The following is a 19325-nucleotide window of genomic DNA, read 5'->3' as shown; positions in this document are numbered from 1 at the left end:
CTGAGTCTTATTTACCTTGGAATCAGTATCTGAAGCCATCAAAACAAGAGATTGCTTGAACAACGAAGGGGCGTAATCCGAGAATGCGGATTACGCCCTTTCTTAGTTTGCCAGGCGGTCGGTTATTGGGTGCTTACGGTGAAAAAGCAGCGGCACTGACCCTGATCGCAGGAGGTAGTGGGCGAGGCCAAACAGGCAGGCGGCAAGAACCAGTAAGAGGCTGTCTGTCAGGTTTAGGCCGAGTGCCAGCACCGCGATGGCGAGCACGTCGGCGCTGCCTATCCCTGCGGTGGCCAGGCTCAAGACCCCCAGGCCGAGCAGCCAAGAGGCGGCCACGGCCCAGTGCAGCTCCGGCGTGGTCGCGGCGATCACGAGGCACCAGCCGTCAAACAGCCGCGCCGGCACCAGGCGCTGGTGTAGATCCCACTGGCCAAAGTAGGTCAACCCAAGTAGAATGAAAGCACTGTGCCAGCTGGTTAGCACCAGCAGCCCCAGACCCAGCAGCACGCCTTGCAGAAACCGGCCGCTGCCTTCTTGCCGTGGCCAGGCAATTAGGCCCGCGCTAAGGACGAGGTAAGTAAGAGTCAGCATGGCTTCACCCCCACAGAAAACATTCCGCAAACGATGGGAGTTCTCCTTGACATGCTCTGGGCGAAGATAGTACACTATCAAAGGTGCTTTTTTCCAGTCAATTCGGGTTTGCCCGGACGTCGAGCTGGTGAAATACCACTTCGCCGCTGGGCCGGCCATTTTTTATTTCAAAAAAAGAACCGCCTGGATGTGTGGACTTAAACTGTATATCTGTCAGAATTAGGAAGGAGGAACCTTAGAATGCCAACCATTAACCAATTGGTACGCCAAGGTCGTAAAAGTAAGGTAACGAAGTCGGACTCTCCAGCCCTGAACTTCGGTTACAACAGTAAGAAGAAGTCGCTGACCAACAACCCAGCACCGCAAAAGCGTGGGGTGGCCACTCGTGTCGGCACTATGACACCGAAGAAGCCAAACTCAGCTTTGCGTAAGTACGCTCGTGTTCGTCTGTCGAACCTCATTGAGGTCACAGCTTACATTCCTGGGATCGGTCACAACTTGCAGGAACACTCGGTTGTTTTGATCCGCGGCGGCCGTGTAAAGGACTTGCCTGGGGTCCGTTACCACATCATTCGTGGGACCCTCGATACCGCCGGCGTTGACGGCCGTATGCAGAGCCGTTCCAAGTACGGTACAAAGCGTCCGAAGAAGTAGTCACTATCCGCTTTGTGCGGTATTTAGGAAGAGGAGGCAATCAGCATGCCACGTAAAGGCAATGTTACAAAACGCGATGTTTTACCTGATCCAGTTTACAATTCTAAGCTGGTCACTCGCTTGATCAATCACTTGATGGTCGATGGGAAGCGCGGCAAGGCGCAGACGATCCTGTACGACGCCTTCGACATCATCAAGAAGGAAACTGGCAACGAGCCAGTCGACGTCTTTGAAGAAGCGATGAAGAATGTTATGCCGGTACTTGAAGTTAAGGCGCGCCGGATCGGCGGTTCTAACTATCAAGTGCCGATCGAAGTTCGTCCGGACCGGCGCACGACCTTGGGTCTGCGCTGGATCGTGCAGTACTCCCGCGCCCGCGGTGAGCACACGATGGACGAGCGTTTGGCACGTGAGATCATGGACGCCGCGAACAACACCGGGGCGGCCGTGAAGAAGCGTGAAGATACGCATAAAATGGCTGACGCCAACCGTGCGTTTGCTCACTATCGTTGGTAAGAAGGTTGGCTATTATATCCGTTGGGCTATAGTAGCCACTTCTTTTATCCAGCATTTTTCTAAAATTAGACAGTTACAATTATTGAGAGGAGTTAACTTTTCACATGGCCAACAAGCGTGAATTTCCGCTGGACCGGACCCGTAACATCGGGATCATGGCCCACATCGACGCCGGTAAGACGACCACGACCGAACGTATCCTGTACTACACCGGGAAGATCCACAAGATCGGCGAAACCCATGATGGGGCTTCACAGATGGACTGGATGGCGCAGGAGCAGGAGCGTGGGATCACCATTACCAGTGCGGCAACGACTGCGTTCTGGAAGGACAACCGGATCAACATCATCGACACCCCAGGACACGTTGACTTCACGATGGAAGTTGAACGTTCCCTGCGTGTCCTTGACGGTGCGATCACCGTTCTGGATGGTCAGTCCGGCGTAGAGCCGCAGACCGAAAACGTCTGGCGTCAGGCTTCAACCTATGCGGTACCGCGGATCGTGTTCGTCAACAAGATGGATAAGATTGGTGCCGACTTCAAGTACTCCGTGCAGACCCTGAACGATCGCCTAGGGGCAAACGCCCATGCGGTTCAGCTGCCAATCGGCGCTGAAGACAACTTTAAGGGCATCATCGACCTGATCGAAATGAAGGCCGACTTGTACGACGAAGACGAACTCGGGACCGAATGGGACGTCGTTGATATCCCAGACGATATGAAGGACGAGGCTGAACAAGCTCGTGCTGACCTGATTGAAGCGGTCGCTGACGTTGACGACGGCATCATGGACAAGTACCTGGAAGGCGAAGAGATCTCAAATGATGAGATCAAAGCCGCCATCCGTAAAGCCACCATCAATCTGGAATTCTTCCCAGTGCTTGCGGGCTCTGCCTTCAAGAACAAAGGGGTGCAGATGCTGCTGGACGCGGTTGTTGACTACCTGCCATCACCGCTGGACGTGAAGCCTTACAACGCGAAAGATCCCGACACCGGCGAGCCAGTTGAACTGCGCGCCGGCGATGACAAGGATTTCGCGGCGTTGGCGTTTAAGATCGCGACTGACCCGTTCGTTGGTCGTCTGACCTACATCCGGGTCTACAGTGGGACTTTGGAAGCCGGCTCGTATGTGCTGAATGCTTCCAAGAACAACCGTGAACGTGTTGGCCGTCTGCTGCAGATGCACTCGAACCACCGTGAAGAAATTCCGGAAGTGTTCTCTGGTGATATTGCCGCGGCCATCGGGTTGAAGAACACCACTACTGGTGATTCGTTGACCTCTGTTGACCACCCGCTGATCCTCGAATCCCTCGAAGTGCCGGAACCAGTGATTCAGGTTTCCATCGAGCCAGATTCTAAGGAAGATCAGGACAAGCTGGACGTTGCGCTGCAAAAGCTTTCTGAAGAGGACCCGACCTTCAAGGCCGAGACCAACCCAGAAACTGGTGAAACGCTGATCGCCGGCATGGGCGAGCTTCACTTGGACATCATGGTTGACCGGATGAAGCGTGAATTTAAGGTTGCCGCGAAGATCGGCGAGCCGCAAGTCGCGTACCGTGAAACCTTCACCAAGACCGCTCAGGCTGAAGGGCGTTTTGTTCGCCAGTCTGGTGGTAAAGGGCAGTATGGTGATGTTTGGATCGAGTTCACCCCGAACGAAGAAGGCAAAGGCTTCGAATTTGAAGATGCCATCGTCGGTGGGGTCGTGCCTCGTGAATACATCCCGGCTGTTGAGGCTGGCTTGAAGGATGCCATGAAGAATGGGGTCCTGGCCGGGTACCCACTGATCGACGTCAAGGCCAAGCTCTATGATGGGTCTTACCATGAAGTCGATTCTTCCGAAGCCGCATTTAAAGTTGCCGCAAGTCTTGCATTGCGCAACGCGGTAAAGGATGCCGGTGCGGTTATTCTCGAACCGATCATGCACGTTGAAGTCGTTGCCCCTGAAGAATACCTTGGGGACATCATGGGCCAGATTAACGCTCGCCGCGGCAGCGTTGAAGGCATGGAGCAGCGCGGCAATGCCCAGCTGGTCAATGCCATGGTGCCACTGGCTGAAATGTTCGGCTACGCGACGACGCTGCGTTCTGCGACTCAGGGTCGTGGGACCTTCACCATGACCTTCGATCACTACACGGCTGTGCCGAAGTCGATCCAGGCTGAGATTATCAAGAAAAACGGTGGCGAGGCTTAATCACCGCGCTGCAAGAAGAGTTGCCAGGTTCTGGCAGCTCTTTTTTTGACCAAAAAGGAGCAGCCTTGAAGGCCGCTCCGGTATTCAGTATAAAGATGATTAGATTACACCAACGTGGCGTTCAGTGCCGTTTTGAAGTGATTCAGTGCCCATGCCTGGCCGCCAGGAACGAAGGTGGCAACGGCGTCTTGATGGACCACAATGGGGTAGTTGAGGTTGTAAGCATCCACAGCAGTGTGAAGCACGCAGATGTCGGTGCAGACCCCCACGAGGTGCAGTTCGTCAACCGCCCGCTCACGCAGCCAAAGGTCCAGCGGCGTGCCGGCAAAGCTGGAGTACCGCGTTTTGTCAAAGAGGGTGACGTTTTGTTCGCCTTGGTGCTGCTGGTACCACGGCTGCAAGCTGCCATACAGTTCCCGGCCCCAGGTGCCGCGCACGTTATGCGGCGGGAACAGCTTGGTTTCCGGATGGTACGGGTCACCTGGAACGTGCACGTCGGTCGGCAGGTAAACAAAATCACCCGCCGCCCGAAACTGTTCGGCCAGGGCAGCGATGCGGCCTTCGATTGCTTGGGCCGGAGCACCAGCAGTCAGGGCACCTTGCGGGGCGACAAAGTCATTTGTATAATCAATGATCAGTAAAGCTTTTGGCATATTTTTTCCTCCTGCAAATGATTAGCTTCACTGTACGGACCTGAAAGCATCCTGTCAAGACAACCTGCCAACCTGAAAAACCATTGTGTAGGTTTCGTCATGGATCCGAATAAAGGCCGGTCTCATCGCTTTTACACGCTGAAAAAGTTTCACCAATTCGCAGAAAAGCCTTGCTATACCGGGGGCTTTTTTGTATACTATCAAGAGTGCTGTTTGCTTAAGGGCAGACTGTGCACTTTTGGCCCATGGTTGGGTCAGGATAGCGTGGATGTGAGAGGTTGCGACACGCCCGGCCGCTTTGCCACGGGGGCATGACGGAAATTTTCACGGAGCTAGTCTACTAATGATAATAGACGAAGGAGGTTACACAATGGCAAAACAAAAGATTCGGATCCGGCTCAAGGCTTACGAACACCGGATTCTAGATCAATCAGCAGATAAGATCGTTGAGACCGCAAAGCGCACAGGTGCGTCGATCTCAGGCCCGATCCCACTGCCAACAGAACGGACCATCTACACGGTGCTTCGTTCTCCCCACAAGTACAAGGATTCTCGGGAACAGTTCGAAATGCGCACACACAAGCGCTTGATCGATATCGTTAACCCGACCCCGAAGACTGTGGACGCACTGATGAAGCTCGACCTGCCAAGCGGCGTCGACATTGAAATCAAACTATAATCTATAAGAACTAGGAGGTGTACCCATGGCACGTAAAGGAATCTTAGGTAAGAAAATTGGCATGACGCAAGTCTTCACGGACAACGGCGAACTTGTTCCCGTGACCGTCATCGATGTAACGCCTAACGTTGTCTTGCAAGTCAAGACCGTTGAATCTGACGGTTACGAAGCAGTTCAGCTGGGCTACGGTGACAAGCGTGAAGTACTTAGCAACAAGCCAAGCGTCGGTCACGCCAAGAAGGCAGACACGACCCCTAAGCGCTTCATTAAGGAAATCCGTGATGTAGCGCTTAGCGATTACGAAGTCGGCAAGGAGATCAAGGCCGATGAATTTGCAGCTGGCGACATCGTGGACGTCACCGGCATCTCCAAAGGACACGGTTTCCAGGGGAACATTAAGAAGGACGGCCAAAGCCGCGGCCCAATGGCCCATGGCTCTCGTTACCACCGTCGTCCCGGTTCTCTTGGCGCCATCATTAACAAGGTGTTCAAGGGTAAGAAGCTGCCTGGCCGGATGGGTAATCACACCCGCACCATGCAGAACCTGACCGTCGTTTCGGCTGACTTGGACCACAACGTTATCCTCATCAAGGGCAACGTTCCAGGCGCCAACAAGTCGTTCGTGACTATCCGTTCCGCTGTTAAAGCAGCGGCTAAATAAACCGAAGGGAGGACATAACTAATGGCAAACGTTACTTTATTCAAGCAAGACGGCACAGAAAACGGCACCGTTGATCTTAACGACACGATCTGGGCTATCGAACCGAACGAAAACGCCGTGTTTGACGCAGTGCTGATGCAACGCGCTTCCCTTCGTCAAGGTACTCACGCCGTTAAGAACCGTTCCGCTGTTTCCGGCGGCGGCAAGAAGCCGTGGCGCCAAAAAGGGACTGGCCGGGCTCGTCAGGGCTCGATCCGCAGTCCGCAGTGGCGTGGCGGTGGGATTGTCTTCGGACCGACCCCACGTTCATACAGCTACCGGATCAACAAGAAGGTTTCTCGGTTGGCAATCAAGTCTGTGCTTGCGCAGAAGCTTGCTGACAAGGACCTGATCGTGGTCGATGGCCTGGCTTTTGACCAGCCCAAGACCAAGGACTTCGCGGCTGCTTTGGCAGCTTTGAAGGTCAATGAAAAAGCCCTGGTCGTTCTTGAAGATGGCAATGACAATGCGGCCCTGGCTGCACGCAACCTGCCAAACGTCAAGACGATCGCCGCAGACGGGATCAACGTATTGGATGTTGTAGACTACAACAAACTGATCCTGACCCAATCTGCACTGCAAAAGATTGAGGAGGTGCTGGCATAATGGCTGAAGCACGCGACATCATCCTGCGCCCGATCGTGACCGAGCAGACCATGGCCGACATGGACAACAAGAAGTACACCTTCGAAGTTGCTCGTGACGCCGAGAAAACTGCTGTGCGTCGTGCCGTTGAAGAAATCTTCGATGTGCAAGTCGCCAAGGTCAACATCGCGAACGTACGCGGTAAAAAGAAGCGCCAAGGGAACTTTGTGGGTTATACGCGCAAGCGCCGCAAGGCTGTTGTGACCTTGACCGCTGATTCTAAAGACATCAAGATTTTTGAAGACTAAAAACTTTTAGATAGGAGGAAACAAGCGTGGGCATCATTAAATACAAACCAACGTCAAACGGCCGGCGGAACATGTCTGGTTCAGACTTTGCCGAGATCACCAAGACCAAGCCGGAAAAGACGCTGCTTGAAAGTCAGAGCCACACTGCTGGGCGTAATGCTCAAGGTCACATCACCGTGCGTCATCGCGGCGGCGGCCACAAGCAGTATTACCGGACAATCGACTTCAAGCGGAACAAGGACGACGTGGTCGCGACCGTTAAGGCGATCGAATACGACCCGAATCGGACCGCAAACATTGCACTGCTTCACTACGAAGATGGGGTTAAGTCCTACATCCTCGCGCCGAAGGGTCTGAAGGTTGGCGACAAGATCGTCTCCAGCGAGACTGCCGACATCAAGCCGGGCAACGCAATGCCGCTGAAGAACATTCCTGATGGGACCACGATCCACAACGTTGAACTCAAACCTGGCAAGGGCGGCCAATTGGCTCGTTCCGCCGGTGCTTCCGCTCAGCTGCTGGGTAAGAACGACGACGGCAAGTACGTCACGGTTCGCCTGGCCTCTGGTGAAGTGCGCATGATCCTCGCCGTTAACCGCGCCACGATCGGTGCCGTGGGCAACGAACAGCACGAACTGATCAGCATTGGTAAGGCTGGCCGCAAGCGCTGGTTGGGCTTCCGTTCAACCGTCCGTGGGTCAGTTATGAACCCTAACGATCACCCGCATGGTGGTGGTGAAGGTAAAGCACCAATCGGTCGCCCATCACCTCTTTCCCCATGGGGCAAGAAGACCTTGGGTAAGAAGACGCGTGATCACAAGGCTAAGTCCGAGAAGTTCATCGTGCGTCACCGTAAGAACAAGTAATTTTAACTTTGAATTACACCGAATAAAGGAGGTCACACAATGGGTCGCAGTCTTAAAAAAGGACCGTTCGCCGATGCACATCTGATGAAAAAGATCGATGCGCAGCAGGATAACGACAAGAAGACGGTCATCAAGACCTGGTCTCGTCGTTCTACCATTTTCCCGAGTTTCATCGGGTTCACCATCGCCGTTTACGATGGTCGCAAACACGTCCCAGTTTACATTTCAGAAGATATGGTCGGTCACAAGCTGGGTGAGTTCGTTCCGACACGGACCTTCCATGGTCACGCCAAGGACGACAAGAAAACAGCGGCACGCTAAGAAAGGAGCACATGATTCATGGCTGAAGAAATCACGTCTGCTACGGCGACGGCTAACACAGTTCGAATCGCGGCTCGCAAGGCGCGCCTAGTGATCGATCTGATCCGCGGCCGCGACGTCGCGGAAGCTATTGCCATTTTGGACTTCACGCCGCGCGCGGGCTCTCCAATTATTTCCAAGGTTCTGAAGTCCGCCATCGCGAACGCAGAACACAACTTTGACCTTGATGCCCAGAACCTTTACGTCAAGGAAGCCTTCGTTAACGAAGGCCCGACCTTGAAGCGGTTCCGTCCGCGGGCAAAGGGTTCAGCATCACCAATCAACAAGCGTACGAGTCACATCACTGTGACCGTTGCTGAGAAAGCCACAAAGGAGGGTTAAGCGTGGGTCAGAAAATTAATCCAATCGGTTTCCGAGTTGGCGTCATCCGTGATTGGGAATCCAAGTGGTATGCCGAAAAAGACTTCGCCACTTACCTGCACGAAGACATCAAGATCCGAAACTTCATCAACAAAAAGCTTGCGGACGCCTCTGTTTCGACCATTGAGATCGAACGGGCCGCAAACCGCGTGAACATTTCGATTCACACCGCAAAGCCGGGTATGGTTATCGGCAAGGGCGGCGCTCAGGTCGAGAGCCTGCGTAAGCAGCTCAATGACCTCACCGGTCGTAAGGTTCACATCAACATCGTCGAGATCAAAAAGCCTGACCTGGATGCCAAGCTGGTTGGCGAAAGCATCGCCGCTCAGCTTGAACAGCGTGTGGCTTTCCGTCGCGCGATGAAGCAGGCGATGCAGCGCACCATGCGTGCCGGTGCCAAGGGCATCAAGACGCAAGCTGCTGGTCGGTTGAACGGTGCGGATATTGCCCGGCGCGAACACTACGCTGAAGGCACTGTGCCGCTGCACACCCTGCGCGCAGACATTGACTACGCCTGGGAAGAAGCTCGCACCACCTACGGCCAGATCGGGATCAAGACCTGGATCTACCGCGGTGAGATTTTGCCGGATAAGCCAAACCGGCCAGCTGCGAAGGGAGGAAAGTAACCCATGTTAGTACCTAAGCGTGTGAAGCACCGTCGCGAATTTCGCGGCAAGATGCGTGGCGCAGCTAAGGGCGGCAAGAACGTCGACTTTGGCGATTACGGCCTGCAGGCACTGGAATCCCACTGGATTTCTAACCGTCAGATCGAAGCTGCCCGTGTTGCAATGACCCGTTACATGAAGCGTGGCGGGAAAGTTTGGATCAAGATCTTCCCTCAGAAGTCCTACACTTCTAAAGGTGTTGGGGTTCGTATGGGTAACGGGAAAGGCGCGCCATCCGGCTGGGTTGCAGTCGTAAAGCGCGAAAAAGTGATGTTTGAAGTCGGTGGCGTGCCTGAGGCCGTTGCCAAAGAAGCTCTCCGCCTCGCTTCCAACAAGCTTCCAATCCGTACCAAGATCATTTCTCGTTCGGAAGGAGCTGAGCAATCTAATGAAGGCTAAAGAGATCGCTGCATTAACCACAGAGGAAATGCTCGACAAAGAAAAGCAGTATAAAGAAGAGCTGTTCAACCTGCGCTTTCAGCAGGCGACTGGCCAAATGGAGAACACTGCTCGGCTGAAGCAAGTGCGCAAGAACATTGCGCGGATCAAAACGGTCCTGCGTCAGCAATCACTGAAGAAATAAACGGAAAGGAGACTATCACCTTGGCAGAACGTAATTCTCGTAAAGTTTATCAAGGCCGTGTTGTTTCTGACAAAATGGACAAGACGATCACCGTCCAAGTCAACACGACGAAGACGCACCCGGTATACGGCAAGCGTGTGAAGTACTCGAAGAAGTACTATGCACACGATGAAGAAAATGTCGCAAAAGTCGGCGATCTGGTTCAGATCATGGAGACTCGTCCGATGTCTCGCAACAAGCGTTTCCGTTTATTGAACGTGGTCGAAAAGGCAGTTCGTATTTAATTTAAATACGTTTGAAAGGAGGACCAACCCGTGATTCAACAAGAAAGTCGTCTTAAAGTCGCTGACAACTCTGGTGCCCGCGAGTTGCTGGTGATCAAAGTGCTTGGCGGTTCATACCGTAAGACTGGGAACATCGGCGACGTCGTTGTGGCAACTGTAAAACAGGCTACACCAGGTGGCGTTGTCAAGCTCCACGATGTGGTCAAGGCCGTCATCGTGCGCACCAAGTCGGGTGCCCGCCGTACTGATGGATCGTACATCAAGTTCGACGAAAACGCCGCGGTCATCATCAACGCGGACAAGAGCCCACGGGGGACTCGTATCTTTGGACCAGTCGCACGCGAACTGCGTGACGGCGATTTCATGAAGATCGTTTCCTTAGCGCCTGAAGTCCTTTAATCATTCTGACCAAATAGGAGGTGCGACATGAAAATCAAGACTGGTGATAAAGTTCGGGTCATGCGTGGTAAAGACGCTGGTAAAGAAGGTACGGTAACCAAGGTGCTGCTTAAGGCAGACAAGGTCATCGTCGAAGGCGTCAACATGATCAAGAAACACCAAAAGCCTAACAACGCGAACCCGCAAGGCGGGATCGTGGACAAGGAAGCAGCCATTGCCGTTTCTAACGTAATGCTGCTGGATCCAGAAACGAATAAGCCGACCCGCGTTGGCTTTGAAATCAAGGACGGCAAGAAGTCACGCATTGCCAAGAAATCTGGCAAGGAACTGACCACTGCTGCTGCTCCTGCAAAAACTGACGGGAAGGAGGACTAATCCCAGATGGCAAATCGTTTACAAGAACGTTTTAACAAAGAGATCGCACCGGCTTTGGTAGAGAAGTTCAACTACAAGAGCACGATGCAGACTCCGCATGTTGAGAAGATCGTTTTGAACATGGGGGTCGGCGATGCAACACAAAACGCCAAGCTCATGGACGAAGCCGTTGCCGAAATGGCGCAGATCTCCGGGCAACAGCCGCTGATCACCAAGGCGAAGAAGAGCATCGCGAACTTCCGCCTGCGTGAAGGCATGTCGATCGGTGCCAAGGTCACCCTGCGCGGCGAGCGTATGTATGACTTCCTGGACAAGCTGATCAATGTCTCCCTGCCACGTGTTCGTGACTTCCACGGGATCTCTCCTAAGTCCTTCGACGGCCGGGGCAATTACACCCTGGGCCTGAAGGAACAATTGATCTTCCCTGAAATTGATTACGATCAGGTCAACCGCGTTCGCGGCCTTGACGTGGTCATTGTTACGACTGCAAATACTGACGAGGAAGGCCTCGAACTGCTGAAGCAGCTCGGCATGCCTTTCGCTAAATAAAGGAGGGTCACACTTGGCTAAGAAGTCGATGATCGTGAAAAACAACCGGCCTGCAAAGTTCGCAGTGCAAGAATACACACGCTGCCAACGTTGTGGTCGTCCGCACTCTGTTTACCGTAAGTTCAAACTCTGCCGGATTTGCCTTCGTGAATTAGCTCATGCCGGTCAAATTCCTGGTATGCGCAAAGCTAGCTGGTAAACCGAAACCCAGTCAAAGGAGGTTAAATCAATGGTCTTGACCGATCCAATCGCAGATTACTTGACCCGCATTCGCAACGCCAACATGGTGCGCCACGAATCGCTGATCGTACCTGCATCAAAGATGAAAATCAACATTTCCGAGATCCTCAAGCAAGAAGGCTTCATCCGTGATTACGAAGTGATCGAGGATGACAAGCAAGGCGTTATTCGTGTTTTCCTGAAGTACGGGAAGAACAACGAACGCGTCATTTCCGGCTTGAAGCGCATCTCTAAGCCTGGCCTGCGCTCCTACGTGAAGGCTGACGCTGTGCCGAAGGTCCTAAACGGCCTGGGCATCGCCATCCTCTCCACTCCTGAAGGTGTGATCACCGACAAGGAAGCGCGCGCGAAGAACGTTGGCGGCGAAGTACTCGCCTACGTTTGGTAAGATAAAACTTTAAAAAGGAGGTGCCTCCAAGTGAGTCGTATTGGTTATAAAGCAATCACCGTGCCGGCTGGCGTTACAGTCACCGTCGACGGCGAAAACATCACCGTGAAGGGCCCGAAGGGTGAGATGACTCGCCACTTCGCCCCAGAAATTTCCATGACGCAAGACGGCAACGAGATCAAGTTCGACCGTCCCGACGATTCGTTCAAGGCGCTGCACGGGACGACCCGCGCCAACCTGAACAACATGATCGTGGGTGTCACCGACGGCTTCAAGAAAAACATGAAGCTGGTCGGGGTCGGCTACCGTGCACAAAAGCAAGGCAACAAGCTGATCCTGAACGTCGGTTACTCTCACCCAGTTGAGATGACCCCACCAGCAGGAATCGACTTCGACGTGCCAAGCAACACGGAGATCACGGTTTCTGGGATCTCTAAGCAGGTCGTTGGCCAATGGGCCGCCGAGATCCGTGCGGTTCGTTCGCCTGAACCTTACAAAGGTAAGGGGATCCGTTATGTCGACGAATACGTCCGGCGTAAGGAAGGTAAGACTGGTAAGTAGTCTTACTGATAACGTATGGGCGATTATCGCCCGTGTCTATGCGCCTGGGGCCGCGTCATCAGGCCGTCCGCTTTGTGCGAGCGCCTGATCCATCACCGCCTCAAGCAGCTAATCAAAGGAGTGAACATTGTGATTTCCAAGCCAGATAAAAACAAGACCCGGCAACGGCGTCACGCACGCGTCCGGGGTAAGATTTCTGGTACGAGCGAGCGCCCACGCTTGAACATTTTCCGTTCAAATAAAAACATCTACGCGCAATTAATTGATGACGTAGCGGGTGTGACGCTAGCAAGTGCCTCCACTCTCGATAAAGAAGTATCTGATGACGCAAACAAGACCGAGCAGGCAAAGCAGGTTGGCGAATTGGTCGCTAAGCGCGCTGTTGCCGCCGGTCACAAAGTAGTGGTCTTTGACCGTGGTGGTTACCTCTATCATGGTCGCGTGCAGGCGCTCGCTGAAGCGGCTCGCGAAAACGGCCTTGAATTCTAACAAAGAAGGAGGAAAACCAATCCATGGCATCATACATTGATCCAAACCAACTCGACTTGGAAGACCGCGTCGTATCGATCAACCCAGTTGTCAAAGTTGTCAAAGGTGGTCGTCGTCGTCGGTTTGCAAGTATTGCAATCGTTGGCGACAAGCACGGCCACGTCGGCTTCGGGACCGGTAAGGCCCAGGAAGTGCCAGAAGCGATCCGCAAAGCGGTCGACGACGCCAAGAAGAATCTGATCGAAGTGCCGATCGTTGGTACCACGATTCCTCACGAAGCGATTGGTCACTTCGGCGCCGGTGAAGTTTTGCTTAAGCCGGCCGTTGAAGGGTCCGGGGTTGCTGCCGGCGGCGCGGTTCGTGCCGTTATGGAACTCGCTGGGATCTCAGACGTGACTAGCAAGTCTCTTGGCCGTAACACGCCAATCAACATGATTCGCGCGACGATGGACGCCTTGACTCAGCTCAAGACCGTTCAGGAAGTGGCTGGACTCCGCGGCGTATCAGTATCGCACTTGCAAGAACAAAACTAGGAGGGCACATCATGGCGCAATTAAAAATTACATTGACCCGCAGTGCTGCTCACCGGTTGCCAAAGCAACGCAAGATTGTTAAGGAATTGGGTCTGGGCCGTGTCAACAGCTCAGTCGTGAAGCCTGACAACGACGCAACACGCGGTGCGATCTTCCAGATCTCCCACTTGGTTTCCGTTGAAGAAGTCAAGGATTAATCTATTTCGCAAAAAGGAGGTGCCACACGAATGAAGTTACACGAATTAAAGCCAAATGACGGTGCGCGTCAAGCACGGAAGCGTGTTGGCCGCGGGACTTCTAGCGGTCAGGGTAAGACGGCCGGCAAAGGGACTAAGGGCCAATTGGCTCGTCAGGGCGGCAAGACCCGGCTCGGGTTCGAAGGTGGCCAGATGCCACTGTTCCGGCGGATGCCAAAACGCGGTTTCAAGAACATCAACCGCAAAGTCTTTGCCATCGTGAACGTTGAAGACCTCAACCGGTTTGACGAAGGCACGGAAGTAACACCAACTCTGTTGGTCGAAACCGGCTTAGTTAAAAACGAAAAAGACGGCGTTAAGCTGTTGGGTAACGGAAAGCTGGACAAGAAGCTGACCGTTAAAGTTAACAAGGCTTCCGAAACTGCCAAGAGCGCAGTCGAAGCAGCAGGCGGTTCGCTTGAGGTGATCTAATGCTGAAAACCCTCGTTAACGCATTTAAGGTCAAGGATATCCGCAACAAGATCCTCTTTACCTTGGGCGTTTTGCTGGTTTATCGACTAGGGGCGCAGATCACAGTGCCTGGCGTTAATGCTAAGGCCTTGACGCAGGTCGGATCGACCGGCTTGATCTCCCTGCTCGACACCGTTTCCGGTGGCGGGTTGGCCAACTATTCGATCTTCTCAATGGGGGTCTCTCCGTACATTACGGCTCAAATTGTGGTTCAACTGTTGCAGACCGATATTGTGCCGAAGTTCGTGGAATGGGGTAAGCAAGGGGAAGTTGGCCGGCGTAAGCTGAACCAAGTCACCCGTTACCTGACCATTTTCCTCGGCTTCTTCCAGGCAGTCGGCATCACGGCCGGGTTCCAGCAGCTTTCCGCGCTGGGGCTGGTCGCCAATCCGACGATTACCACCTACGTGATCATCGGCATCATTCTGACTGGGGGCACCATGCTCCTGACCTGGATGGGTGAGCAGATTACGGACAAAGGGATCGGTAATGGGGTCTCAATGATCATCTTTGCCGGTATCATTGCCCGCCTGCCAAGTGGGCTGGCTTCCCTGTGGAAGGACAACATCACGAACAACGCCGCCGCTGATCGGTGGCAGGGCATTTTGTTCTTGGTTGCACTGGCCATTGTGGTCCTGCTGGTCGTGACGTTTGTCACCTGGGTTCAGCAGGCCAACCGCAAGATTCCGATTCAGTACACGCGCCGGGTGGCGGCTTCCGGTAGTGAAAGCTACCTGCCGCTGAAGGTCAACGTGGCTGGGGTCATTCCTGTCATTTTTGCCAGTTCGTTCATCATCACGCCGCAAACCATTCTGATGGCCTTCGCCAAACGGTTCCAAGGCCAAGGCTGGTATGACACGATGACCAAGGTCTTCAACATGCAAAGCACGCCAGGCGTCATCATTTATACGATCCTGATCGTCCTGTTCACGTTCTTCTATGCTTTTGTCCAGGTTAACCCGGAAAAAGTGCAGGAGAATCTGACCAAGCAAGGATCGTATATCCCAGGCGTTTGGCCCGGGAAGGAAACTGAAAAGTATCTTTCTCGCGTGCTGATGCGGCTGTCGACGGTCGGGGCGTTGTTCCTCGGCTTCGTGGCCCTGCTGCCACAGCTGGCAGCGAACCTTTGGGGCTTGCCTCAAAGCATTGGCCTTGGTGGAACTAGCCTACTGATTGTCGTCATGACGGCGATCGAACTGGTCCGCCAGCTCGATGGGTTACTGATGAAGCGCGAGTACGTCGGGTTTATCCGCGACGACCTCGTGAAGAATTAGGAGGAAACCATGAATCTCATTTTAATGGGACTGCCAGGCGCTGGTAAGGGCACGCAGGCGGAGCGGATCGAAGATGCGTATCCCGTCGCCCACATCAGTACCGGGGACATGTTCCGCGAAGCGATGGCAAACGGCACGGAGATGGGCAAGCAGGCCAAGGGGTTTATTGATCAAGGTCAGCTGGTTCCAGATTCGGTCGTTGAAGGCATGGTCAAGGAGCGGCTTGCGCAAAAGGATACCGATCAGGGCTTCATGCTTGATGGGTTTCCGCGCACGCTGGCTCAGGCCGAAGCGCTTGAAACCATCACCCAGGACTTAAGTAAGCCGCTTGACGCCGTGATCAACATCGACGTTGAACCAGCAGTGCTGGTGGAGCGGCTGTCTGGCCGTTACATCTGCAGCAACTGCGGAGCGACTTACCACAAGTTGTACAACCCGACCAAGGTGCCGGGAACTTGCGACCGCTGCGGCGGCCACGAGTTCTTCCAGCGCGATGACGACAAGCCGGAAACGGTGAAGAATCGCCTGAAGGTCAACATCGAGGAGAACACGCCGCTGATTGATTTTTATCAAAAGCGCGACTTGCTCTTCACCGTCAACGGGGATCAGGACATCGACCTGGTGTTCGCTGACATCCAAGCGGTCTTGAAAAAACTCAACTAGCCTGCAGCCACGGCCTGACTGTTTTCAAACGGGTCGATTTATGATACAATGTCGCGGTATGCGCTGAGGGCTTGCCCTCACCGCGTTTTCGCGTGTGATCCAGACAATTAGGAGGAATTTATTTCGTGGCAAAAGACGATGTGATCGAGATCCAGGGCACCGTGGTCGATACGTTACCGAACGCGATGTTCAAAGTCGAACTTGAAAACGGGGCAACGATTCTTGCCCATGTCTCCGGGAAGATTCGGATGCACTACATCCGCATCTTGCCAGGCGACAAGGTGACCGTTGAATTGTCTCCATACGATCTGACCAAGGGCCGGATCACGTACCGTTTCAAGTAAAGCGTTCAGCCGGTTCTGCCGGCTGCGCGTATTGCCAGACCAGAGCGCAGTTCTCGCTGCGTTTTTCCAAGAGGAGGCTAATCAATCATGAAAGTACGTCCATCTGTTAAAAAGATGTGCGAGCACTGCAAGGTCGTCCGTCGGCATGGCCGCGTCATGATCATCTGCTCTGCTAACCCAAAGCACAAGCAACGCCAAGGTTCATAATTCACTAAATTAGGAGGTGTCATCATATGGCTCGTATCGCAGGTGTTGACTTGCCCCGCGGCAAGCAAATCGTCATCGCGCTGACCTACATTTTTGGGATCGGCAACACGACCGCCAAGAAGATCCTGAAAGAAGCCGGCGTTCCTGAGAACGTCCGCGAAGAAGACCTGACCCCTGACCAGGAGGACAAGATCCGTGCAGCCGTCGACAACGTTAAAGTTGAAGGCGATCTGCGCCGTGAAGTCAGCCTGAACATCAAGCGGCTTCAGGAAATCGGTTCATACCGTGGCATGCGTCACCGCCGTGGCCTGCCCGTTCGTGGTCAGAACACGAAGAACAACGCACGTACTCGCAAGGGGAAGAAAGTTTCCATTGCCGGTAAGAAGAAAGCATAAAGGAGGTTAGCATTCGATGGCAGTTAGAAAAACCACTCGCAAGCGCCGTGTTCGTAAGAACGTTGAAGCCGGCGTTGCGCACATTCATTCCACGTTCAACAACACGTTGGTCATGATCACCGACCCTCGCGGTAACGCGATTGCCTGGTCCTCTGCAGGGGTCCTTGGATTCAAGGGTTCTCGTAAGTCCACGCCTTATGCTGCGCAGATGGCCGCTGAAGCCGCTGCAAAGGAATCCATGGAGCACGGCATGAAGTCTGTTGAAGTTGCTGTTAAAGGCCCAGGTTCCGGCCGTGAAGCTGCGATCCGTTCCCTTCAAGCAACTGGTCTTGAAGTGACCGCGATCCGCGACGTGACCCCAGTGCCGCATAACGGTTCTCGTCCTCCAAAGCGTCGTCGTGTGTAATTGTTACCCCACCATTTCAAGTTTGGGCAACGTTCACTTCTCGTTTTGAAAGGGGTACAGACTAGATGATCGAATTTGAAAAGCCGAACATCACCAAGGTTGACGAAAGCACCAACTACGGTAAGTTTGTGGTTGAACCGCTCGAACGCGGCTACGGGACCACATTGGGCAATTCGCTTCGGCGGATCCTGCTTTCTTCCTTGCCGGGTGCGGCGGTTTCCAACATCCAAATCGATGGCGTGCTGCATGAATTCAGCACGATCGATGGGGTGCTTGAAGACGTAACCCAGATCATCCTGAACATCAAGAAGCTCGCTTTGAAGATGCATTCGGATGAAGATAAGACCGTCGAGATCGATGTTGATGGCCCGGCCACTGTGACCGCCGCCGATATCGTCACTGATGCTGATGTTGAGGTATTGAACCCCGAACAGTACATTTGCACTGTTGCTGAAGGGGGCCACTTCCATGTTCGCATGACCGTTCGCACCGGTCGTGGTTACGTGGCTGCGGATCAGAACAAGACCGAAAACATGCCGATTGGCGTGCTGCCGATCGACTCGATTTTTACCCCGATCAGTCGGGTCAATTATCAGGTCGAAAGCACTCGTGTCGGCCGGCGTAATGACTTCGACAAGTTGACGCTGGACGTCTGGACCAACGGCTCGATCTCCCCGCGCGAAGCAATCAGCTTGGCCGCGAAGATTCTGACGGAACACCTCGACATTTTCGTCAATCTCACCGATTCGGCGAAGAATGCGGAGATCATGGTCGAAAAGGAAGAAACCCACAAGGAAAAGATGCTCGAGATGACCATCGAAGAGCTCGACTTGTCCGTTCGTTCCTACAACTGCTTGAAGCGTGCTGGAATCAACACGGTTCAGGAGCTGACCAACAAGACCGAAGCCGATATGATGAAGGTCCGCAACTTGGGCCGCAAGTCGCTTGAAGAAGTTAAAAACAAGCTGTCTGATCTCGGCTTAAGCCTGCGTAAGGAAGACTAATACTTAAAAGGAGGCCAATCCATGAGCTACCGGAAATTAGGGCGCACCAGTTCTCAGCGTAAAGCGCTGCTGCGCGACTTGACCACCGACTTGATCGTTAAGGAACGCATCACGACGACCGAAGCCCGCGCCAAGGAAATTCGTTCTACCGTTGACAAGATGATCACGCTCGGCAAGCGCGGCGACCTGCACGCCCGTCGTCAGGCTGCTGCTTTCCTGCGGAACACGATCGCCGATGTAAAGGAAGACGGCGACACGGTTGTCGTTCAATCCGCTTTGCAGAAGTTGTTTGCTGATGTAGCCCCGCGCTACGCAGAACGCAACGGTGGTTACACCCGCACTTTGAAGACCAATCAGCGCCGCGGTGACGCAGCACAGATGGTTATCATCGAACTGGTTTAAGCGTTTCGCTTTACCAATTCAAAAAATCTAAAACCGAAGCGACCCTTGTGGCCGGTTCACTTTGATCATTTGATCGATGGAGCGTTACGATGTTGGCTGCCATCTTGGTAGGGGCTTTGGCCCTGAGGCCGTCAGGCTTTGCCGAGTCTAGCTTGAGAGCATCGGGCAACCGGTGTCTCCATCTCAAATGATTTTTTTGTGTCATCGATTCAACAAAGCCCCTGGCCGGTGTGTAAGCACCCAATAACCGACCGCCTGGCAAACTAAGAAAGGGCGTAATCCGCATTCTCGGATTACGCCCCTTCGTTGTTCAAGCAATCTCTTGTTTTGATGGCTTCAGATACTGATTCCAAGGTAAATAAGACTCAG

34 protein-coding genes are annotated in these 19325 nt (G+C 53.7%); 32 read left to right on the top strand and 2 right to left on the bottom strand.

The annotated features are described in order from the left end of the window. Positions 1 to 102 precede the first annotated feature (102 nt). The gene (locus JUE30_RS09945; RefSeq protein ID WP_203624709.1) at positions 103 to 591 is read right to left on the bottom strand and encodes a hypothetical protein; all 489 of its coding nucleotides are present in this window, start codon (positions 589 to 591) and stop codon (positions 103 to 105) included. Positions 592 to 831: 240 nt separating this feature from the next. Here JUE30_RS09945 and rpsL point away from each other — a divergent pair, with 240 nt between their 5' ends. The 3 genes from rpsL to fusA all read left to right on the top strand — a co-directional run bounded on the left by rpsL (position 832) and on the right by fusA (position 3956). Further along, entirely contained in the window at positions 832 to 1245 is a 414-nt protein-coding gene (gene rpsL, locus JUE30_RS09940) for a 30S ribosomal protein S12 (RefSeq protein WP_125757207.1), read from the top strand. A 45-nt stretch (positions 1246 to 1290) separates the two neighbouring features. After that, entirely contained in the window at positions 1291 to 1761 is a 471-nt protein-coding gene (gene rpsG / locus JUE30_RS09935; protein ID WP_054663812.1) for a 30S ribosomal protein S7, read from the top strand. 104 nt (positions 1762 to 1865) lie between these two features. Further along, on the top strand, positions 1866 to 3956 hold the full coding sequence (gene fusA, locus JUE30_RS09930; protein ID WP_203624708.1) for an elongation factor G: 2091 nt from the start codon (positions 1866 to 1868) through the stop codon (positions 3954 to 3956). A 104-nt stretch (positions 3957 to 4060) separates the two neighbouring features. Here fusA and JUE30_RS09925 read toward each other — a convergent pair whose 3' ends face one another. Then, positions 4061 to 4609 carry a cysteine hydrolase family protein gene (locus JUE30_RS09925; protein ID WP_203624707.1) on the bottom strand — a complete coding sequence of 183 codons (549 nt, stop codon included), beginning with the start codon at positions 4607 to 4609 and terminating at the stop codon, positions 4061 to 4063. Positions 4610 to 4979: 370 nt separating this feature from the next. On the opposite strand from JUE30_RS09925, the gene rpsJ reads away from it, so the two are divergent. The 29 genes from rpsJ (at position 4980) to rplQ (ending at position 18956) form a co-directional block, all read left to right on the top strand. Beyond that, positions 4980 to 5288 (top strand): 30S ribosomal protein S10, encoded by a 309-nt coding sequence (rpsJ, locus tag JUE30_RS09920; protein WP_054663821.1) that lies wholly within the window; start codon positions 4980 to 4982, stop codon positions 5286 to 5288. Positions 5289 to 5313: 25 nt separating this feature from the next. Further along, a complete protein-coding gene (rplC, locus tag JUE30_RS09915) occupies positions 5314 to 5949 on the top strand; it encodes a 50S ribosomal protein L3 (protein WP_125757213.1) in 636 nt (211 codons plus the stop codon). 21 nt (positions 5950 to 5970) lie between these two features. Beyond that, positions 5971 to 6594, top strand: a complete 624-nt coding sequence (rplD, locus tag JUE30_RS09910) for a 50S ribosomal protein L4 (protein ID WP_054663827.1) — start codon at positions 5971 to 5973, stop codon at positions 6592 to 6594. Beyond that, the gene (gene rplW, locus JUE30_RS09905; protein WP_056989969.1) at positions 6594 to 6881 is read left to right on the top strand and encodes a 50S ribosomal protein L23; all 288 of its coding nucleotides are present in this window, start codon (positions 6594 to 6596) and stop codon (positions 6879 to 6881) included. Before rplD ends, rplW begins: the two co-directional genes overlap by 1 nt. Positions 6882 to 6907: 26 nt before the next feature. After that, entirely contained in the window at positions 6908 to 7747 is an 840-nt protein-coding gene (gene rplB, locus JUE30_RS09900; protein ID WP_125757215.1) for a 50S ribosomal protein L2, read from the top strand. Positions 7748 to 7786: 39 nt separating this feature from the next. Further along, positions 7787 to 8068, top strand: coding sequence for a 30S ribosomal protein S19 (gene rpsS, locus JUE30_RS09895; protein ID WP_125757217.1), 282 nt, complete (start codon positions 7787 to 7789; stop codon positions 8066 to 8068). Positions 8069 to 8086: 18 nt separating this feature from the next. Next, positions 8087 to 8449, top strand: a complete 363-nt coding sequence (rplV, locus tag JUE30_RS09890) for a 50S ribosomal protein L22 (RefSeq protein WP_054663830.1) — start codon at positions 8087 to 8089, stop codon at positions 8447 to 8449. Positions 8450 to 8451: 2 nt separating this feature from the next. Further along, complete coding sequence (gene rpsC / locus JUE30_RS09885; protein WP_125757219.1) at positions 8452 to 9114, top strand: 30S ribosomal protein S3; 663 nt, start codon at positions 8452 to 8454, stop codon at positions 9112 to 9114. A gap of 3 nt (positions 9115 to 9117) precedes the next feature. Further along, positions 9118 to 9552: a 50S ribosomal protein L16 gene (gene rplP, locus JUE30_RS09880; protein ID WP_054663835.1), complete on the top strand. Its 435-nt coding sequence runs from the start codon at positions 9118 to 9120 to the stop codon at positions 9550 to 9552. Then, positions 9542 to 9736, top strand: coding sequence for a 50S ribosomal protein L29 (gene rpmC, locus JUE30_RS09875; protein ID WP_054663838.1), 195 nt, complete (start codon positions 9542 to 9544; stop codon positions 9734 to 9736). Before rplP ends, rpmC begins: the two co-directional genes overlap by 11 nt. A 20-nt stretch (positions 9737 to 9756) precedes the next feature. After that, positions 9757 to 10020, top strand: coding sequence for a 30S ribosomal protein S17 (gene rpsQ / locus JUE30_RS09870; protein WP_054663840.1), 264 nt, complete (start codon positions 9757 to 9759; stop codon positions 10018 to 10020). A gap of 30 nt (positions 10021 to 10050) precedes the next feature. Beyond that, complete coding sequence (gene rplN, locus JUE30_RS09865; RefSeq protein WP_125757221.1) at positions 10051 to 10419, top strand: 50S ribosomal protein L14; 369 nt, start codon at positions 10051 to 10053, stop codon at positions 10417 to 10419. Positions 10420 to 10446: 27 nt separating this feature from the next. Further along, positions 10447 to 10794, top strand: a complete 348-nt coding sequence (rplX, locus tag JUE30_RS09860) for a 50S ribosomal protein L24 (protein WP_125757223.1) — start codon at positions 10447 to 10449, stop codon at positions 10792 to 10794. 6 nt (positions 10795 to 10800) lie between these two features. Further along, on the top strand, positions 10801 to 11343 hold the full coding sequence (gene rplE / locus JUE30_RS09855; protein WP_125757225.1) for a 50S ribosomal protein L5: 543 nt from the start codon (positions 10801 to 10803) through the stop codon (positions 11341 to 11343). 13 nt (positions 11344 to 11356) lie between these two features. Further along, the gene (locus tag JUE30_RS09850) at positions 11357 to 11542 is read left to right on the top strand and encodes a type Z 30S ribosomal protein S14 (RefSeq protein ID WP_054717680.1); all 186 of its coding nucleotides are present in this window, start codon (positions 11357 to 11359) and stop codon (positions 11540 to 11542) included. A 30-nt stretch (positions 11543 to 11572) separates the two neighbouring features. Continuing rightward, positions 11573 to 11971 (top strand): 30S ribosomal protein S8, encoded by a 399-nt coding sequence (rpsH, locus tag JUE30_RS09845; RefSeq protein ID WP_125757227.1) that lies wholly within the window; start codon positions 11573 to 11575, stop codon positions 11969 to 11971. A gap of 30 nt (positions 11972 to 12001) precedes the next feature. After that, a complete protein-coding gene (gene rplF / locus JUE30_RS09840; RefSeq protein WP_203624706.1) occupies positions 12002 to 12532 on the top strand; it encodes a 50S ribosomal protein L6 in 531 nt (176 codons plus the stop codon). Between the two features lie 129 nt (positions 12533 to 12661). Next, positions 12662 to 13021, top strand: a complete 360-nt coding sequence (gene rplR / locus JUE30_RS09835; RefSeq protein WP_125584629.1) for a 50S ribosomal protein L18 — start codon at positions 12662 to 12664, stop codon at positions 13019 to 13021. A 23-nt stretch (positions 13022 to 13044) separates the two neighbouring features. Then, positions 13045 to 13554 carry a 30S ribosomal protein S5 gene (rpsE, locus tag JUE30_RS09830; protein ID WP_203624705.1) on the top strand — a complete coding sequence of 170 codons (510 nt, stop codon included), beginning with the start codon at positions 13045 to 13047 and terminating at the stop codon, positions 13552 to 13554. A gap of 11 nt (positions 13555 to 13565) precedes the next feature. After that, on the top strand, positions 13566 to 13751 hold the full coding sequence (gene rpmD, locus JUE30_RS09825) for a 50S ribosomal protein L30 (protein WP_054663864.1): 186 nt from the start codon (positions 13566 to 13568) through the stop codon (positions 13749 to 13751). A 30-nt stretch (positions 13752 to 13781) separates the two neighbouring features. Then, positions 13782 to 14222 (top strand): 50S ribosomal protein L15, encoded by a 441-nt coding sequence (rplO, locus tag JUE30_RS09820; protein WP_125757233.1) that lies wholly within the window; start codon positions 13782 to 13784, stop codon positions 14220 to 14222. After that, positions 14222 to 15535 carry a preprotein translocase subunit SecY gene (gene secY / locus JUE30_RS09815; RefSeq protein WP_203624704.1) on the top strand — a complete coding sequence of 438 codons (1314 nt, stop codon included), beginning with the start codon at positions 14222 to 14224 and terminating at the stop codon, positions 15533 to 15535. Before rplO ends, secY begins: the two co-directional genes overlap by 1 nt. 9 nt (positions 15536 to 15544) lie before the next feature. Continuing rightward, a complete protein-coding gene (locus tag JUE30_RS09810; protein WP_203624703.1) occupies positions 15545 to 16198 on the top strand; it encodes an adenylate kinase in 654 nt (217 codons plus the stop codon). 125 nt (positions 16199 to 16323) lie between these two features. Further along, positions 16324 to 16542: a translation initiation factor IF-1 gene (gene infA / locus JUE30_RS09805; RefSeq protein WP_054663875.1), complete on the top strand. Its 219-nt coding sequence runs from the start codon at positions 16324 to 16326 to the stop codon at positions 16540 to 16542. A gap of 87 nt (positions 16543 to 16629) precedes the next feature. Next, positions 16630 to 16749: a 50S ribosomal protein L36 gene (gene rpmJ / locus JUE30_RS09800; RefSeq protein WP_082397753.1), complete on the top strand. Its 120-nt coding sequence runs from the start codon at positions 16630 to 16632 to the stop codon at positions 16747 to 16749. 26 nt (positions 16750 to 16775) lie between these two features. Next, positions 16776 to 17144, top strand: coding sequence for a 30S ribosomal protein S13 (gene rpsM, locus JUE30_RS09795; RefSeq protein WP_125757239.1), 369 nt, complete (start codon positions 16776 to 16778; stop codon positions 17142 to 17144). Positions 17145 to 17160: 16 nt separating this feature from the next. Beyond that, positions 17161 to 17550 (top strand): 30S ribosomal protein S11, encoded by a 390-nt coding sequence (rpsK, locus tag JUE30_RS09790; protein ID WP_054663879.1) that lies wholly within the window; start codon positions 17161 to 17163, stop codon positions 17548 to 17550. Positions 17551 to 17615: 65 nt separating this feature from the next. Next, on the top strand, positions 17616 to 18554 hold the full coding sequence (locus JUE30_RS09785) for a DNA-directed RNA polymerase subunit alpha (RefSeq protein ID WP_056989965.1): 939 nt from the start codon (positions 17616 to 17618) through the stop codon (positions 18552 to 18554). A gap of 21 nt (positions 18555 to 18575) precedes the next feature. After that, on the top strand, positions 18576 to 18956 hold the full coding sequence (rplQ, locus tag JUE30_RS09780) for a 50S ribosomal protein L17 (RefSeq protein ID WP_125757241.1): 381 nt from the start codon (positions 18576 to 18578) through the stop codon (positions 18954 to 18956). Positions 18957 to 19325 lie beyond the last annotated feature (369 nt).

The sequence above is a fragment of the Lacticaseibacillus sp. 866-1 genome, assembly GCF_016861825.1.
GTDB lineage: Bacteria > Bacillota > Bacilli > Lactobacillales > Lactobacillaceae > Lacticaseibacillus.
This window is presented reverse-complemented; position numbering and strand designations above follow the sequence as displayed.

Excerpts from the sequence above, each read along its gene's own strand:
- JUE30_RS09945 (WP_203624709.1), bottom strand. The coding sequence starts at position 591 with ATGCTGACTCTTACTTACCTCGTCCTTAGCGCGGGCCTAATTGCCTGG.
- rpsL (WP_125757207.1), top strand. The coding sequence starts at position 832 with ATGCCAACCATTAACCAATTGGTACGCCAAGGTCGTAAAAGTAAGGTA.
- rpsG (WP_054663812.1), top strand. The coding sequence starts at position 1,291 with ATGCCACGTAAAGGCAATGTTACAAAACGCGATGTTTTACCTGATCCA.
- fusA (WP_203624708.1), top strand. The coding sequence starts at position 1,866 with ATGGCCAACAAGCGTGAATTTCCGCTGGACCGGACCCGTAACATCGGG.
- JUE30_RS09925 (WP_203624707.1), bottom strand. The coding sequence starts at position 4,609 with ATGCCAAAAGCTTTACTGATCATTGATTATACAAATGACTTTGTCGCC.
- rpsJ (WP_054663821.1), top strand. The coding sequence starts at position 4,980 with ATGGCAAAACAAAAGATTCGGATCCGGCTCAAGGCTTACGAACACCGG.
- rplC (WP_125757213.1), top strand. The coding sequence starts at position 5,314 with ATGGCACGTAAAGGAATCTTAGGTAAGAAAATTGGCATGACGCAAGTC.
- rplD (WP_054663827.1), top strand. The coding sequence starts at position 5,971 with ATGGCAAACGTTACTTTATTCAAGCAAGACGGCACAGAAAACGGCACC.
- rplW (WP_056989969.1), top strand. The coding sequence starts at position 6,594 with ATGGCTGAAGCACGCGACATCATCCTGCGCCCGATCGTGACCGAGCAG.
- rpsS (WP_125757217.1), top strand. The coding sequence starts at position 7,787 with ATGGGTCGCAGTCTTAAAAAAGGACCGTTCGCCGATGCACATCTGATG.
- rplV (WP_054663830.1), top strand. The coding sequence starts at position 8,087 with ATGGCTGAAGAAATCACGTCTGCTACGGCGACGGCTAACACAGTTCGA.
- rplP (WP_054663835.1), top strand. The coding sequence starts at position 9,118 with ATGTTAGTACCTAAGCGTGTGAAGCACCGTCGCGAATTTCGCGGCAAG.
- rpmC (WP_054663838.1), top strand. The coding sequence starts at position 9,542 with ATGAAGGCTAAAGAGATCGCTGCATTAACCACAGAGGAAATGCTCGAC.
- rplX (WP_125757223.1), top strand. The coding sequence starts at position 10,447 with ATGAAAATCAAGACTGGTGATAAAGTTCGGGTCATGCGTGGTAAAGAC.
- rplE (WP_125757225.1), top strand. The coding sequence starts at position 10,801 with ATGGCAAATCGTTTACAAGAACGTTTTAACAAAGAGATCGCACCGGCT.
- rpsH (WP_125757227.1), top strand. The coding sequence starts at position 11,573 with ATGGTCTTGACCGATCCAATCGCAGATTACTTGACCCGCATTCGCAAC.
- rpsE (WP_203624705.1), top strand. The coding sequence starts at position 13,045 with ATGGCATCATACATTGATCCAAACCAACTCGACTTGGAAGACCGCGTC.
- rpmD (WP_054663864.1), top strand. The coding sequence starts at position 13,566 with ATGGCGCAATTAAAAATTACATTGACCCGCAGTGCTGCTCACCGGTTG.
- rplO (WP_125757233.1), top strand. The coding sequence starts at position 13,782 with ATGAAGTTACACGAATTAAAGCCAAATGACGGTGCGCGTCAAGCACGG.
- secY (WP_203624704.1), top strand. The coding sequence starts at position 14,222 with ATGCTGAAAACCCTCGTTAACGCATTTAAGGTCAAGGATATCCGCAAC.
- JUE30_RS09810 (WP_203624703.1), top strand. The coding sequence starts at position 15,545 with ATGAATCTCATTTTAATGGGACTGCCAGGCGCTGGTAAGGGCACGCAG.
- rpmJ (WP_082397753.1), top strand. The coding sequence starts at position 16,630 with ATGAAAGTACGTCCATCTGTTAAAAAGATGTGCGAGCACTGCAAGGTC.
- rpsM (WP_125757239.1), top strand. The coding sequence starts at position 16,776 with ATGGCTCGTATCGCAGGTGTTGACTTGCCCCGCGGCAAGCAAATCGTC.
- rpsK (WP_054663879.1), top strand. The coding sequence starts at position 17,161 with ATGGCAGTTAGAAAAACCACTCGCAAGCGCCGTGTTCGTAAGAACGTT.
- JUE30_RS09785 (WP_056989965.1), top strand. The coding sequence starts at position 17,616 with ATGATCGAATTTGAAAAGCCGAACATCACCAAGGTTGACGAAAGCACC.
- rplQ (WP_125757241.1), top strand. The coding sequence starts at position 18,576 with ATGAGCTACCGGAAATTAGGGCGCACCAGTTCTCAGCGTAAAGCGCTG.